Source organism: Phaeacidiphilus oryzae TH49, from assembly GCF_000744815.1.
Lineage (GTDB): Bacteria > Actinomycetota > Actinomycetes > Streptomycetales > Streptomycetaceae > Phaeacidiphilus > Phaeacidiphilus oryzae.
Genome location: NZ_JQMQ01000005.1, coordinates 6,379,888 through 6,394,945 on the forward strand (window position 1 = coordinate 6,379,888; position 15,058 = coordinate 6,394,945).

General features: G+C 71.9%; 9 protein-coding genes. 5 read left to right on the forward strand and 4 right to left on the reverse strand.

Features of this window, described 5'->3' with window-relative positions; translation table 11 throughout:
- Positions 1–418 precede the first annotated feature (418 nt).
- The 5 genes from BS73_RS32110 to BS73_RS32130 all read left to right on the forward strand — a co-directional run bounded on the left by BS73_RS32110 (position 419) and on the right by BS73_RS32130 (position 11,841).
- Complete coding sequence (locus tag BS73_RS32110) at positions 419–2,659, forward strand: glycoside hydrolase family 6 protein (protein ID WP_084704516.1); 2,241 nt, start codon at positions 419–421, stop codon at positions 2,657–2,659.
- Positions 2,660–2,761: 102 nt separating this feature from the next.
- A complete protein-coding gene (locus tag BS73_RS32115) occupies positions 2,762–5,566 on the forward strand; it encodes a glycoside hydrolase family 48 protein (protein WP_051941238.1) in 2,805 nt (934 codons plus the stop codon).
- Positions 5,567–5,604: 38 nt separating this feature from the next.
- Complete coding sequence (locus BS73_RS32120; protein ID WP_037577871.1) at positions 5,605–7,356, forward strand: cellulose binding domain-containing protein; 1,752 nt, start codon at positions 5,605–5,607, stop codon at positions 7,354–7,356.
- A 112-nt stretch (positions 7,357–7,468) separates the two neighbouring features.
- The gene (locus BS73_RS32125) at positions 7,469–8,926 is read left to right on the forward strand and encodes an endo-1,4-beta-xylanase (RefSeq protein ID WP_235215601.1); all 1,458 of its coding nucleotides are present in this window, start codon (positions 7,469–7,471) and stop codon (positions 8,924–8,926) included.
- Positions 8,927–8,964: 38 nt separating this feature from the next.
- Entirely contained in the window at positions 8,965–11,841 is a 2,877-nt protein-coding gene (locus tag BS73_RS32130) for a cellulose binding domain-containing protein (protein ID WP_084704517.1), read from the forward strand.
- Positions 11,842–11,950: 109 nt separating this feature from the next.
- Here the strand turns inward: BS73_RS32130 and BS73_RS32135 are convergent, their stop codons facing one another.
- The 4 genes from BS73_RS32135 to BS73_RS32150 form a co-directional block, all read right to left on the reverse strand.
- Positions 11,951–12,502, reverse strand: a complete 552-nt coding sequence (locus BS73_RS32135) for a hypothetical protein (RefSeq protein ID WP_037577873.1) — start codon at positions 12,500–12,502, stop codon at positions 11,951–11,953.
- Between the two features lie 35 nt (positions 12,503–12,537).
- A complete protein-coding gene (locus BS73_RS32140) occupies positions 12,538–13,398 on the reverse strand; it encodes an SAM-dependent methyltransferase (RefSeq protein ID WP_051941239.1) in 861 nt (286 codons plus the stop codon).
- A gap of 156 nt (positions 13,399–13,554) precedes the next feature.
- A complete protein-coding gene (locus BS73_RS32145; RefSeq protein WP_152617800.1) occupies positions 13,555–14,241 on the reverse strand; it encodes a TetR/AcrR family transcriptional regulator in 687 nt (228 codons plus the stop codon).
- Between the two features lie 121 nt (positions 14,242–14,362).
- On the reverse strand, positions 14,363–15,001 hold the full coding sequence (locus BS73_RS32150; protein ID WP_037577874.1) for a helix-turn-helix transcriptional regulator: 639 nt from the start codon (positions 14,999–15,001) through the stop codon (positions 14,363–14,365).
- Positions 15,002–15,058 lie beyond the last annotated feature (57 nt).

The following is a 15,058-nucleotide window of genomic DNA, read 5'->3' on the forward strand; positions in this document are numbered from 1 at the left end:
GCAGCCCGCGGGGACCGGCCGAGGAGGGGTCAAGTTTCGAAATTGGGGCGGGGATTGAGGGCGTCCAGCCGACAGGGCTTGAACGGGCGCCGCCGGGCCGATCGCCCCGACCTGGCCCTTCGCCCGCGCGGAGGCTGGTGGGTCCCGCCAAGTCGCCTGTGGTGCATGAAGGTTGTGCAAGAAAGACTTGCGGAAGGAGTTCCCCTGCTGTGTGGTTCCCGCTAGTCTCCTGCGCTTAGTGGGAGCGCTCCCACGGACGAGGTCCACCACCCCGGGCCCGCCCCGCGCTCGCCCATCGCGTGCACAGTCCCGCCCGCTACGGCCCGACCCGTCCGGCATTCCGAATGACATGTTCCCGCCATCCGCGATGGAGGATGTCGGCCGGCCGGGACGTCGATCCGACACGGAGGAACGCTCGATGCACCTGCGCAAGAAGCACCTGCGCGAGAAGCACCACGGTCCGCCCGCGCCCGCGTTCGCGCCGGCGCCCGCGCTGGCGCGGCGCGGTCTCGCCGTCGCGGCGACCCTCGCGGTCGGCGCCGCGCTCTCGCTGGCCGCCGCGCCGCAGAACGCCGACGCGGCCGGCGCCCGTGCCGCGGTCACCCCCGCGGCCCGGGTCGCCAACCCGTTCGTCGGCGCGAGTCCGTACCTCAACCCCGACTACGTGAGCGAGGTGAAGAGCCAGGCCTCCTCGGACGGCAGCAGCGCCGAGGCCGGCGTGGCCCAGTACCAGACCGCGATCTGGATGGACCACATCGGCGCCATCACCGGCGACAGCACCCATCTCGGCCTCCAGGCCCAGCTGGACGACGCCGAGGCGCAGGCGCAGAGCAGCACCAACCCGGTGCTCTTCGAGGTGGTGATCTACGACCTGCCCGGCCGCGACTGCGCGGCACTGGCCTCCAACGGCGAGATCCCCGCCACCGCCGCGGGCCTCACCGAGTACGAGTCGCAGTACATCGACCCGATCGCCGCACTGCTCGGCCAGAGCAAATACGCCAACCTGCGGATCGCCGCGATCGTCGAGCCCGACTCGCTCCCCAACGCGGTGACCAACCAGTCGAAGACCGCCTGCGCGACCGCCACCCCGTACTACGAGACCGGCATCGAGTACGCGCTGAACAAGCTGCACGCGATCTCGAACGTCTACGACTACATGGACATCGGCCACTCCGGCTGGCTCGGCTGGTCCAGCAACATGGGCCCGGCCGCGCAGGAGTACGCCAAGGTGGTCAAGGCGACCACGGCCGGCTTCGACAGCGTCCAGGGCTTCATCTCGGACACCGCCAACTACACCCCGACCGACGAGCCCTACCTCCCCAACTCCACGCTCCAGGTGGGCGGGCAGCCGCTGGACTCGGCCAACTTCTACCAGTACAACCCGTACTTCGACGAGCACACCTACGACGAGGCGATGCACTCGGCGATGGTCTCCGCGGGCTTCCCCAGCTCGGTCGGGATGCTCATCGACACCTCGCGCGACGGCTGGGGCGGCAGCTCGCGTCCGACCCGGCTGAACTCCAGCCCGACCAACGTCAACGACTACGTCGCGGCCAACAAGATCGACCAGCGCCCGTTCCGCGGCGACTGGTGCAACGTCAACGGCGCGGGGATCGGCGCCCGCCCGCAGGCGAACCCGTACGGCAGCGGCGACCCGGTGCAGGCCTTCGTCTGGATCAAGCCGCCGGGTGAGTCGGACGGCGACTACCCGACCGCCAGCCACACCCACGGCGACCCGCACTGCGACCCCGCCGGCACCCAGACCGACGGCAACGGCGGCACCTACCCGACCGACGCCATCCCCGGCTACGACGTCCCGGCCGGCCAGTGGTTCGCGTACCAGTTCCAGATGCTGGTCGCCAACGCCTACCCGTCCCTCGGCTCCTCCACCGGCGGCGGCGACACCACCGCCCCGACGGTGCCGACCGGGCTGACCGTCACCGGCACCACCAGCAGCGGGGTCTCGCTGTCCTGGACCGCGTCCACCGACCCGGACTCCCCGGTGGCCGGCTACGACGTCTACCGCAACGGGACGAAGGTCGGCACCTCCGCCTCGACCACCTTCACCGACTCCGGCCTGACCGCGTCCACCCAGTACAGCTACACGGTGGCGGCGTACGACGCGGCCGGCAACACCTCCTCGCCCTCCTCGGCAGTGTCGGCGACCACCGCCTCCTCCGGCGGCGGGACCGGCGGCGGAGGGACACTGAAGGTCCAGTACGCCGACAACGACACCAATGCGACGGACAACCAGATCCGCCCCGGTCTGCAGCTGGTGAACACCGGCAGCACCGCCGTGGACCTCTCGCAGGTGACCGTCCGGTACTGGTTCACCAGTGACGGCGGCGCGAGCACCTTCACCACCTACTGCGACTACGCGGTGATCGGCTGCTCCAACGTCTCCAGCAAGGTGGTCGGGATGACCACCGGGGTCACCGGCGCCGACCACTACCTCCAGGTCTCGTTCGGCAGCGGCGCCGGCTCGCTGGCCGCCGGGGCCTCCACCGGGCAGATCCAGAACCGGTTCAACAAGACCGACTGGTCGTCCTTCAACCAGGCCAACGACTACAGCTTCGGCAGCAACACCTCCTACCAGGACTCCACCAAGATCACTGTGTATCTGGGCGGCAAGCTCGTCTGGGGCACCGAGCCGTCCTGACCCCCGAACCGGTCACGGGGCCGGCGGCACTGCCCGCCGCCGGCCCCGTGGCCTCCACACCCCCACCCGTGCCAGCCACCCGAGGAAGGACACCGATCCCCCATGGCAGACCCCGTATCGCGCAGACGGTTCGCCACCGCCGTGGGCGCCGCCCTGGTCGGGGCGGTGACCGGTCCCGCACTGGCGAAGTCCGCCTTCGCGGCCACCGCCGCCCAGGACCTCGCCGCCGGCCCCGCCGCCACCGCCACCGACGCCTACACCCAGCAGTTCCTCACCCAGTACAACAAGATCAAGGACTCGGCCAACGGCTACTTCAGCCCGCAGGGCGTGCCCTACCACTGCGTCGAGACACTGATCGTCGAGGCCCCGGACCACGGCCACCAGACCACCTCGGAGACCTTCAGCTACTGGTTCTGGCTGGAGGCCACCTACGGCCGGGTGACCGGCGACTGGACCGCCTTCAACCACGCCTGGGCCACGGCCGAGCAGTACATCATCCCGCAGCACACCGACCAGCCCAGCAACGCCTCCTACAACCCGAGCTCACCGGCCAGCTACATCCCCGAGTCGCCCAACATCACCGACTACCCGGCGGCCATCAACACCTCGGTGGCGGTGGGCCAGGACCCGCTGGCGAGCGAGCTCTCCAGCACCTACGGCACCCAGGACGTCTACGGGATGCACTGGCTGCTGGACGTGGACAACACCTACGGCTACGGCAACACCCCAGGCACCGGCGCCGAGAACGGCCCGACCGCCACCGGGGTCTCCTACATCAACAGCTACCAGCGCGGCTCCTCCGAGTCCGTCTGGAAGACCGTCCCGCAGCCCTGCACCGACCTCTTCGCCTACGGCGGCCCCAACGGCTACCTGGACCTCTTCGTCGCCCAGAGCGGCGGCTACGCCAAGCAGTGGAAGTACACCAACGCCCCGGACGCCGACGCCCGCGCCGTGCAGGCCGCCTACTGGGCCTACCGGTGGGCCTCGGCGCAGGGCGCGGAGGGCCAGATCTCCGCCTCCGTGGCCAAGGCCGCCAAGCTCGGCGACTACCTGCGCTACGCCCTCTTCGACAAGTACTTCAAGCAGATCGGCAACTGCACCAACGCGCAGACCTGCTCGGCCGGCAGCGGGCGCAGCTCCGCCCACTACCTCCTCTCCTGGTACTACGCCTGGGGCGGCGCCGAGCCCGGCGGCGGCTGGGCCTGGCGGATCGGCGACGGCGCCTCCGCGCAGGGGTACCAGAACCCGCTGGCGGCCTGGGCGATGTCCAGCATCCCCGCCCTGACCCCCAAGTCGCCCACCGCGCAGAGCGACTGGACCACCAGCCTGGGCCGCCAGCTGGAGTTCCTGCGCTGGCTGCAGTCGGCCGAGGGCGGCATCGCCGGCGGCTGCACCAACAGCTGGAACGGCCAGTACGGCACCCCGCCCTCCGGCGACTCCACCTTCTACGGGATGGCCTACGACTGGGAGCCGGTCTACCACGACCCGCCCAGCAACAACTGGTTCGGCTTCCAGGCCTGGGGGATGGAGCGGGTCGCCGAGTACTACTACGTGTCCGGCAACGCCACCGCCAAGGCGATCCTCGACAAGTGGGTCCCCTGGGCGACGTCCAAGACCACCGTCACCGCAACCGGCTTCACCATCCCCTCCGACCTCACCTGGAGCGGCCAGCCCGACACCTGGAACCCCAGCAGCCCCGGCGGGAACACCGGACTGCACGTCACGGTCGCCTCCACCGGCAGCGATGTGGGCGTCTGCGCGGCCTACGTCAAGACCCTCTGCTACTACGCGGCGAAGTCCGGCGACAGCGCCTCGGCCGCCCTGGCCAAGAGCCTGCTGGACGCGCTGTCGACGATGACCGACAGCAAGGGGATCACCGTCCCGGAGACCCGCACCGACTACAGCAACTTCAGCGGCACGGTGTACGTGCCCTCGGGCTGGTCGGGGACGATGCCCCGCGGTGACAAGATCGCCCCCGGCGCGACCTTCCTCTCCCTCCGCTCCTGGTACAAGAACGACCCGGACTTCGCCAAGGTGCAGAGCTATCTGAACGGCGGCTCCGCGCCCGTCTTCACCTACCACCGCTTCTGGGCCCAGGCGGACGTCGCGATGGCCTTCGCGGTGTACGGCGAGCTCTTCGAGGGCGGCGGCGGAACGGGCGACACCACCCCGCCGTCCGCGCCCACCGGGCTGACGGCGACGGCGGTGACCGCCTCCTCGGTCTCGCTGTCCTGGCAGGCCGCCACCGACAACGTGGGGGTGGCCGGCTACCAGGTGCTCCGCGGCGGCACCCAGGTGGGCTCGACCACCTCGCTGTCGTACACCGACACCGGACTGACCGCCTCCACGAAGTACACGTACACCGTGACGGCCTCGGACGCGGCCGGGAACGTCTCCCCGCCCTCGGCGGCGGTGACGGCGACCACGGCGGCCGGGTCCACGGGCTCCGGGACGGTGAAGGTCCAGTACGCCGACAACGACACCAATGTGACGGACAACCAGATCAGGCCGGGCCTCCAGGTGGTCAACACGGGCAGCGCCCCGCTCGACCTGACCACCGTGAAGCTGCGGTACTGGTTCACCGCCAACGGTGGCGCGAGCACCTTCAGCACTTATGTCGACTACGCCGCGCTGGGCTCGTCGAACGTGTCGAGCCGGGTGGTCGCGATGGCCTCGGCCAAGACCGGTGCGGACCACTACCTGGAGGTCTCCTTCGGCAGCGGGGCCGGCTCACTGGCCGCGGGCGCCTCGACCGGGCAGATCCAGAACCGGTTCAACAAGACCGACTGGTCCGCCTTCAACCAGGCCGACGACTACAGCTTCGCCACGAACACCTCGTACGCGGACAGCACCAAGGTCACCGCCTACGTCAACGGCACCCTCGTCTGGGGCACGGAGCCGGCCTGAGGCGCACCGCGCCCTCGACAGAGAGAAGGGAGTCAGGCATGGCCCGATCCCCGAGCCCGGGCAGGCGCTGGGCCGCCACCGCCACCGCGCTGGCGCTCACCCTCGCCGCCGCAGGAACCGCCGCGGTGCTGTCGGCCGCCCCGGCCCCCGCCGACACCGGCGAGGGCTCCGCGAGCGCGACCCTCAGCGGCTCGCTCGACCCGCTCGGCGTCAACACCGCCGCCTGGGACGGCGGTTTCACGGACGCGGCGATCGCGCCGGCCCTCTCCGCCGCCCACACCGGGCTGGTCCGCTACCCCGGCGGTTCCTGGGCCGACCAGTACCTCTGGCAGAGCAACTCGGTCTCCGGGCAGACCCAGTCGGTGGACTTCGGCGCCTACGCCAAGCAGGTGGACGCGGTCGGCGGCGGCCAGAAGCTGGTCACCGTCGACTACGGCTCGGACACCCCGGCGTCGGCCGCCGCCTGGGTCAAGCAGTCGCAGACCAGCGGCGAGGGTGTGGCCCTGTGGGAGGTCGGCAACGAGGAGTACGGGTCCTGGGAGGTGGACGACCACGCGAACCCCCACACCGCCTCCTCGTACGCGACCAACGCCCTCAGCTACATGCAGGCCATGAAGGCCGCCGACCCCCATGCGCAGATCTGCTACGACTACGCGATGGACGGCGACCTGGCGCCCGGCGCGGGCGTGTCGGGCTGGCAGGACTGGAACGACACCATCCTCCAGGCGGACGCCGCCGACATCGACTGCGCGGACGTCCACTGGTACCCGATCAACGGGACGCCGACCGAGAGCGTCCAGTCGATCATGCAGCTGGTGGACAGGGTCCCGGCCGCGGCCGCCGAGGTGCACACCGCGCTCTCCACGTACGACCCGAAGGCCGAGTTCGTGGTGGGCGAGACCAACATGTCCAACGCCGCCAACGCGTGGAACGAGGAGCCGGTGGGCGCCCTCTTCTCCGCGGCCAACGCGATGGAGTGGCTGGCCAACGGGGCGCAGAGCATCGACTGGTGGGACGTCCACAACTACGGCTCGCCCACCGCCGACTTCGGCATGTTCTCCTCCGGCGGCAACGGCGAGCCGAGCGGGGACACCCCCTACCCGCCGTACTACGGCTACCTGCTGGCCTCCAAGCTGGCCGTCCACGGGGCCACGGTGGGCACGCTGCCGCTCGGCACCGCGGACCTGTACAGCTACTACTCCCAGCTGCCGGACGGCTCCTACGCGGTGATGCTGGTCAACGCCGGCTCGGCGGCCACCTCGGTCGGCACGGCGGACCTGGGGATCACCAGCGCTTCGGAGACCTCGTCCAGCTACTCGGCCGCCGACCCGGGGGGCATCACCTCCGGGACCGCATCGGGCAGCACGATCAGCGTTCCCGCCCAGTCGGTGGTCGTCCTCAGCGGAGCCACCGGGGCGCCGCCGACGTCCGCGCCTCCGACGACCGCGCCGCCGACCACCGCGCCGCCGACCACGCCGCCGGGCGGTAGTGGCTGCAAGGCGAGCTATGCGGTGAGCAGTGACTGGGGGAGTGGGTTCACGGCGAACGTGACGGTGGCCAACACCGGTTCTGCGGACACCAAGTCCTGGAAGGTGTCCTGGAGTTGGCCGGGGAACCAGGCGGTGCTCAACATGTGGAACGCCGTCTACAGCCAGTCCGCTACCTCGGTGACGGCCGCCTCCCAGTCGTACAACGCGGACATCCCGCCCGGCGGCAGTACCAGCTTCGGCCTGCAGGCCACCTACTCCGGCGGCAACACCGCCCCGACGCTCAGCTGCACCCCCGGCTGAGCCGGCGGCCGCCCGGCCGGGCCCCCTTCCCCCCGAAGCCCGGCCGGGCGGCCGCACCCCTCGTCCGCACCCCACGAACCTCGTCGGCACCTCACCAGAAATGAGAACGACCATGCCCAGAACGCTCAGACCGGTATGGCTCGCGGCCCTCGCGGCGGGGGTCCTCCTCGCGATGCTGGGAGCACTCGGCGTGCTGGCTCCGCGCGCCGCCGCGCAGTCCACCCTCGGCCAGCTCGCCTCCGCGGCCGGCGGCCGCTACTTCGGCACGGCCGTCAGTAACTCCGCCCTCACCTCCGACACCACCTACACCTCGATCCTGGGCAGCCAGTTCAGCGCGGTCACCCCCGAGAACGCGATGAAGTGGGACACCGTCGAGCCCAACCAGGGGCAGTTCGACTTCTCCGGCGGCGACCAGCTGGTCTCCTACGCGAAGCAGCACAACCAGCTGGTCCGCGGCCACAACCTGGTGTGGCACAGCCAGCTGCCCGGCTGGGTGAGCGGCCTGCCGCTGAACCAGGTGCAGGCGGCCATGGAGAACCACATCACCCAGGAGGTCAGCCACTACAAGGGCTCGATCTACGCCTGGGACGTGGTCAACGAGCCCTTCAACGACGACGGTTCCTACCGCAGCGACGTCTTCTACCAGGCCATGGGCACCGGGTACATCGCCGACGCGCTGCGTACCGCGCACGCCGCCGACCCCAGCGCCAAGCTGTACCTCAACGACTACAACATCGAGGGCACGGGCGCGAAGGCCGACGCGATGTACAACCTGGTGAGCTCGCTGAAGGCGCAGGGGGTGCCGATCGACGGGGTCGGCTTCGAGACGCATCTGGCGATCCAGTACGGCTTCCCCACCGGAATGCAGCAGAACCTGCAGCGCTTCGCCGCCCTGGGCGTGGACGTGGCGATCACCGAGCTGGACGTCCGGATGACCCTGCCGGAGACCAGCGCCCAGGACACCACCCAGGCCGACTACTACAGCCAGGTCACCAACGCCTGCCTGGCGGTCTCGCGCTGCGTCGGCATCACGGTGTGGGAGTTCACCGACAAGTACTCCTGGGTGCCGGGCACCTTCTCCGGGCAGGGCGCGGCCGACCTCTACGACTCCAACTACCAGACCAAGCCGGCGTACACCGCCGTCGCCAACGACCTGACCGCGGCCGCCGGGGGCACCACCGCCCCGCCGACCACCGCCCCTCCGACGACCGCGCCTCCGACGACCGCGCCTCCGACCACTGCCCCGCCGACCACGCCGCCGGGCGGTAGCGGCTGCAAGGCGAGCTATGCGGTGAGCAGTGACTGGGGGAGTGGCTTCACGGCGAACGTGACGGTGGCCAACACCGGTTCGGCGGACACCAAGTCCTGGAAGGTGTCCTGGAGTTGGCCGGGGAACCAGGCGGTGGTCAACATGTGGAACGCCGTCTACAGCCAGTCGGGTACCGCGGTGACGGCCACCTCCCAGTCGTACAACGCGGACATCCCACCCGGCGGCAGCACCAGCTTCGGGCTGCAGGCCACCTACTCCGGCGGCAACACCGCCCCCACCCTCACCTGCACGGCGGGCTGAGCCGAGCGGCCCCGACGGAAGGGAAGGGAACGACAGCGATGTCCCCCCGAGAACACGGCATCTCCCGGCGGCGCTTCGTCTCCGCCACGGCCGGAGCGACCCTGCTCGCCGCGATCGGCGGGCCGCGGACGGCGAAGGCCTGGGCGGAGGCCCCCGCCGCAGGCGCCGCCGCCACCGCCACCACCGGCAGCTGGACCGGTGTCCGGATCGGCGGCGGAGGCTTCGTCGACGGCATCGTCTTCAACCAGAGCCGGGCGGGCCTCCTCTACGCCCGCACCGACATCGGCGGTGCCTACCGCTGGGACCCGGCCGCCGGCTCCTGGGTCCCGCTGCTGGACTGGGTGGGCTTCGACGACTGGGGCTACAACGGCGTGGTCAGCCTGGCCAGTGACCCCGTCGCCCCGGACAACCTCTACGCCGCCGTCGGGATGTACACCAACAGCTGGGACCCGAACAACGGGGCCGTCCTCCGCTCCGCCGACCAGGGTGCCACCTGGGCCGTCTCCCCCCTCCCGTTCAAGCTGGGCGGCAACATGCCCGGCCGCGGGATGGGGGAGCGGCTGGCCGTCGACCCCAACGACAACCGCATCCTCTATCTGGGCGCGCCCAGCGGCCACGGCCTGTGGCGGAGCACCGACTCCGGCGCCACCTGGTCGAAGGTGAGCAGCTTCCCCAACCCCGGCACCTACGTGGCCGATCCGAGCGACACCACCGGGTACCAGAGCGACCTCCAGGGCGTGGTCTGGGTGGTCTTCGACCCCTCCACGGGCAGTCCCGGCAAGCCCACGCAGGACGTCTACGTCGGCGTGGCGGACCTGGCGAACACCGTCTACCGCAGCACCGACGGCGGCTCCACCTGGGCCGCCGTCCCCGGCGCGCCCACCGGCTTCATCGCCCACAAGGGCGTCCTCGACCCGGTGAACCACCTCCTCTACCTCGCCACCAGCGACACCGGCGGCCCGTACGACGGCAGCTCCGGTGACGTCTGGAAGTTCGGTACGCAGAGCGGGAGTTGGACCCGGATCAGCCCCGTCCCCTCCACCGACACCGACAACGACTACTTCGGCTACTCCGGGCTCACGATCGACCGACAGCACCCGGGCACCCTGATGGTCGCCACCCAGGTCTCCTGGTGGCCGGACATCATCATCTTCCGCAGCACCGACAGCGGGGCCCACTGGACCCGGATCTGGGACTACACCAGCTATCCGGACCGCAGCCTCCGCTACACCCTGGACGCCTCCGCCGAACCCTGGCTGACCTTCGGGGAAGCCCCCGCGCCGCCGGTGCCCAGCCCGAAGCTGGGCTGGATGACCGAGGCCATGGAGATCGACCCCTTCGACTCCGACCGGATGCTCTACGGCACCGGTGCCACCCTCTACGCCACCACCGACCTCACCCGCTGGGACGCCGGGGGCACCATCACCCTCGCGCCCATGGTCGCCGGCCTGGAGGAGACCGCCGTCAACGACCTGATCAGTCCCCCCGCCGGTGCCCCTCTCCTCTCCGCGCTCGGCGACATCGGCGGCTTCCGCCACGACGACCTGGCCGCCGTCCCCGCCCTGATGTACACCGCGCCCAACCTGACCACGACCACCAGCCTGGACTACGCCGAACTCGCGCCCGCGGTGATCGTGCGGGCCGGGAACATCGACCGGAGCGGCAATCCGAACGTCAACCGGGCCGGCTTCTCCTCGGACGGCGGCGCCGACTGGTGGCAGGCGGGCAGCGAGCCCGGCGGGGTCACCGGCGGCGGAACGATCGCGGTCGCGGCCGACGGCTCGGCCGCGGTCTGGGCGCCCGCCGGAGCCTCCGTCAGCCGCTCGACGGACAGCGGGAGTTCGTGGACGGCGAGCTCGGGCGGTGTCCCGTCCGGTGCGGTGGTCCGGTCCGACCGCGTCAACCCGAAGAAGTTCTACGCCTTCTCGGGCGGCACCTTCTACCGCAGCACGGACGGCGGTGCCTCGTTCGCGGCGACGGCGACGGCGGCGAGCGGCCTGCCGTCCTCCGGCACGGTCGCCTTCCGCGCGCTGCCCGGCCGGGAGGGCGACATCTGGCTGGCCGGCGGGAGCAGCAGCGGCAACGCCTACGGGCTGTGGCACTCCACCGACTCCGGCGCCACCTTCGGCCGGGTCGCCGGGGTCGACGAGGCCGACAACATCGGGGCCGGGATGCCCGCCCCCGGGGGCTCGGGCTATCCGGCGCTCTACCTGATCGGCAAGGTGGCCGGGGTCCGCGGGGTCTTCCGCTCCGACGACGCCGGCGCCACCTGGCCGCGGGTCAACGACGACCGGCACCAGTACGGCGCCATCGGTGCCGCGATCACCGGCGACCCGCGCGTCTACGGCCGCGTCTACCTCGGCACCAACGGCCGCGGCATCCTGTACTGCGACACCGCGGGGAGCGGCGGCGGCACGGGCGGCACCGGCGGGGGCACCCCGCCGCCGGCGACCGGGACGGTCAGGGTCCAGTACCGCGACTACGCCACCGATCCGACGACCAACCAGATCCGGCCCGGACTCCAACTGGTGAACACCGGCAGCCGGCCGCTCCCGCTGTCGGCGGTGACCCTGCGGTACTGGTTCACCGCCGACGCCGGCGCGAGCACCTTCAGCACCTATGTCGACTACGCGGCCCTGGGCGCCTCGAACATCTCCAGCCGGGTGGTGGCGATGGCCGCCGCCAGGCCGGGCGCGGACCACTATCTGGAGGTCTCGTTCGGCTCGGCTGCGGGCTCGCTGGCGCCGGGCGCCTCGACAGGCGAGATCCAGAACCGCTTCAACAAGACCGACTGGTCCGCCTTCGACCAGGCGGACGACTACAGCTACGCCGCCGGCGGTACGGCCTACGCGGACACCGCCAAGGTCACCGCGTACGTCGGCGGCGCCCTCGGGTGGGGCACCGAACCCGCCTGATCTCCGCCCGGGCCGGTGCCGAACGCCCCCCGGCCCGGCCCGGGCGGTGCCCGTCGTATCGCCTGGGCGAGGCGGGTCGGCGAAGGCGGGCAGGCGAACTGACGTGCAGTCAGACAGCCGGCCAGACCACTTCGTCGAGGAAGAGCTCCACCGCCGTGGCGGTCTCGCCGAGGGCGCAGGCCGAGTCCTTCAGCGGGCCGGGCAGGAACATCCGGTGGTCCGCCCCGTCCACCTCCAGGACGTGCGGGGAGAGCGAGCGGGCCACCCCGCCGTCCCACCAGTCGTCCGCGGTGCCGCCGATCAGCAGGCAGGGGGCGGTGGCCCGGCGCAGCGCGGCGACCACCTCCGGTTCGGTCAGCAGCGGGGTGAACCAGACGGCGGGGAGGCCGCGTTCGGCCGCCACCGCGGCCGCGGCGGTGCCCAGGGACTTGCCGACGAGCAGCGGTGCCACCGCAGGGCCGAGCTCGTCGACGGCCGCCGCGACCGCCGCCTGGACCCGCGGGTAGAGGTCCTTCTGATCGCCCGGTCCGTACCCGACCGGGTAGGCCCCGGCCCCCCGCTGCTCGGCGGCGGCCGCCGCGAACATCAGCAGCGGCCCGTCCGGACCGTAGTTCCCGCCGGGTGCCAGCACCGCGGCCCGAGCGCGATCGTCAACCGTCATGGGCGCATGCTAGGTCGGACGGTTCCACCGCGTCCTCACTTCTCCGCGTCCTGTGCCGCGGCGGCCCGGCCGGCCTTCGGGCCGCCGGGCTTGCGGGCCACCCCGCCGTACAGCGCCACGTCCGCGAGGGAAGGGGCCGCGCCGTCGGCGGCCGTGCGGCGCCACTGGGAGACCGGCACCAGTCCGGGGTCGAGCGGTTCCAGCCCCTCGAAGAAGCCGGCGCACTCCGCCGGGGTGCGCATCCGCACCGGTATCCCGGTGTCCGCGTACCGCTCGGTGGCCTCCACCTGCTCGGCGGGCGGCCGGTCCTCGGCCCACAGCGAGATCATCAGCATGCTGCCCGGCGCCAGCGCGTCCATCAGCCGGCGGACGATCCCCCGCGCCTCGTCGTCGTCCGGGACGAAGTGGAGGATGGCCAGCAGCATCAGCGCCACCGGCCGGTCCAGGTCCAGGGCGGCCTTCAGCTCGGCGGAGGCCAGGATCGACTCCGGGGAGCGCAGGTCGGCGTCCAGGTAGCCGACGGTGCGGTCGCCCAGGTCGGTGAGCCGGGCCCGGGCGTGGGCCAGCACCATCGGGTCGTTGTCCACGTAGAGGACGCGGGACGAGGGGTCCACGGCCTGGGCGATCTCGTGGGTGCTGCCGGGGGAGGGCAGGCCGGTGCCGATGTCCAGGAACTGGCGGATCCCGTGCTCGCGGGCCATCGCGTCCACCCCGCGGCGGAGGAAGGCCCGGTTCTCCCGGACCGTGGCCAGCACGCCGGGGCGGGCCTCGGCGACCCGCTGGGCGGCCTCCCGGTCGACCGGGAAGTTGTCCTTGCCGCCGGCCCACCAGTCGTAGATCCGCGCCGAGTGCGGAGTCCCGGTGTCGAACTCCGGCGGTGACCAGTCAGCGCACACGGACGGCTCCTGTCCTCGAGGTCTCCGCTGCCACCGGTTGTGCGTCGCAACGGAGTTCGTATTCTTCCCGATCACGCCCGGAGGAATCCAGCGATCGCGCGACGAGGAGGGCGCCCCCGCCCACCCTTACGTCTGCGCCTGCGCCCGCGCCTGCGCCTACGCCGCTCGCCGCCCGCCCGGCGTCGCGCCGGAGATGCCGCCGAGGCAGAACCGCCAGACCTCCTCGGCGGTCAGCGGCTCCGCCGCGCTGCCGGCGCCCGGGGTCTGGGCGGCCAGCAGCGCGGTCTGGACGACCAGGGAGGCCGTCCGGTGCGGGTGTCCCGCCTCGATCGCGCCGGCGTCGGCCGCCTCCCGGATCAGGTCGGTGAAGAACCCCAGCAGCGGCTCGTGCGCCGTGGCCACCTGGTCCGGATGCCGGACCAGCAGGTGCAGCGCGAAGTCGGTGAAGAGCGGGCCCTGCCCGTCCGCCCGCGGCCGGGACCGCTCGTAGAGCGACTCGACCGCCGTCCTCAGGCGCTTGATCGGGTCCTGCTGCCGGGCGGCCGCCTCGCGCAGCTGGACCGCGGTCCTGGAGAGCGAGTCCTCGAAGAGCGCCAGCAGAAGCTCGTGCTTGCCGTCGAAGTGCTGGTAGAAGCTGCGCAGCGACTGCTTCGAGCGCTCGACGATCTCCTGCACGGTGAAGTCGATGGTGCCCTTCTCCGAGATGAGCTCCTGGGCCGCGTCCAGGAAGCGCTGGATGCGCTGCTCGGCGCGGCGCTTGGCGGCCGCGGTGGAGCGCTCGACGGCGCGCTTGCGCCACGCCGGCTCGGGGATCTGGGGCTGCTCTGCGGGGAGTGTGCTCACCTCCGGAACGATACTCCGCTGAGACGGAAAGACGCCCCGGGCCCTTTGCTGAACGCTGCATGTCAGAAGGGGTGAACAGCGTTCTCGCGGGAGGGGCTCGCGGGAGGGGGGAGCCCGCCCTTCAGGCCGGGCGGGGCGGCCAGCATCCGGGGGCGAGGGCGCCGCAGGCGTAGCCGCGGGCGACCAGCTCGGTGCGGTTGGCCGCGCCCCAGCGGGCGGAGAGCCGGCGGAGGTGGTAGGTGACGCCGTCCCGGGTGAGGCCGAGGGCGCGGGCCGCCTGGTCGGTGGTGGCGCCGCCGGCCAGCAGCGCCAGGGTCTGCGCCTCGATCGGGCTGACCTCGCCGCCACCGGCGGCGGCCCGCGCCGGCTCCGTCTTCCCGCCCTCCGCGAACCGGAGTTGGACCAGCAGCGAGGGCACCTCCTGCACGCTGTCGCTGACCGGGTCGACGCTCACCTCGGCCCGCCTGGCCGTGCCGTCCGCCGCCGTCCAGACCACCGTGACCGGGTAGCGGGAGCGCCGGCGCAGCCGGATCGCCTCCGTGATCCGGCGCAACTGCGCCCGGTCCACCGGTTCGAAGAGGGTGAGGAGGTCCACCCCGCGCAGGGCTCCCGGCACCGTCCCGCACTCGGCGGCCAGCGCGGCGTTGCAGGCCCGTACGGTGCCGTGGGCGTCGCAGATCGCGATCGGCTGCGGAAGCCGGTCCAGCAGCATGAGGAACCGGTTCCGCCACGTCACCGCGTCCTGGTGCAAGTCCGCCACGCCGATCGATACTACATGTTCGTGTAGTACGGGCGTCCGGACCGGGCCGCGGGCCGC

Bases quoted from the DNA above. Each gene is read 5' to 3' on its own strand.
- BS73_RS32110 (WP_084704516.1), top strand. From the start codon at position 419: ATGCACCTGCGCAAGAAGCACCTGCGCGAGAAGCACCACGGTCCGCCC.
- BS73_RS32115 (WP_051941238.1), top strand. From the start codon at position 2,762: ATGGCAGACCCCGTATCGCGCAGACGGTTCGCCACCGCCGTGGGCGCC.
- BS73_RS32120 (WP_037577871.1), top strand. From the start codon at position 5,605: ATGGCCCGATCCCCGAGCCCGGGCAGGCGCTGGGCCGCCACCGCCACC.
- BS73_RS32125 (WP_235215601.1), top strand. From the start codon at position 7,469: ATGCCCAGAACGCTCAGACCGGTATGGCTCGCGGCCCTCGCGGCGGGG.
- BS73_RS32130 (WP_084704517.1), top strand. From the start codon at position 8,965: ATGTCCCCCCGAGAACACGGCATCTCCCGGCGGCGCTTCGTCTCCGCC.
- BS73_RS32135 (WP_037577873.1), bottom strand. From the start codon at position 12,502: ATGACGGTTGACGATCGCGCTCGGGCCGCGGTGCTGGCACCCGGCGGG.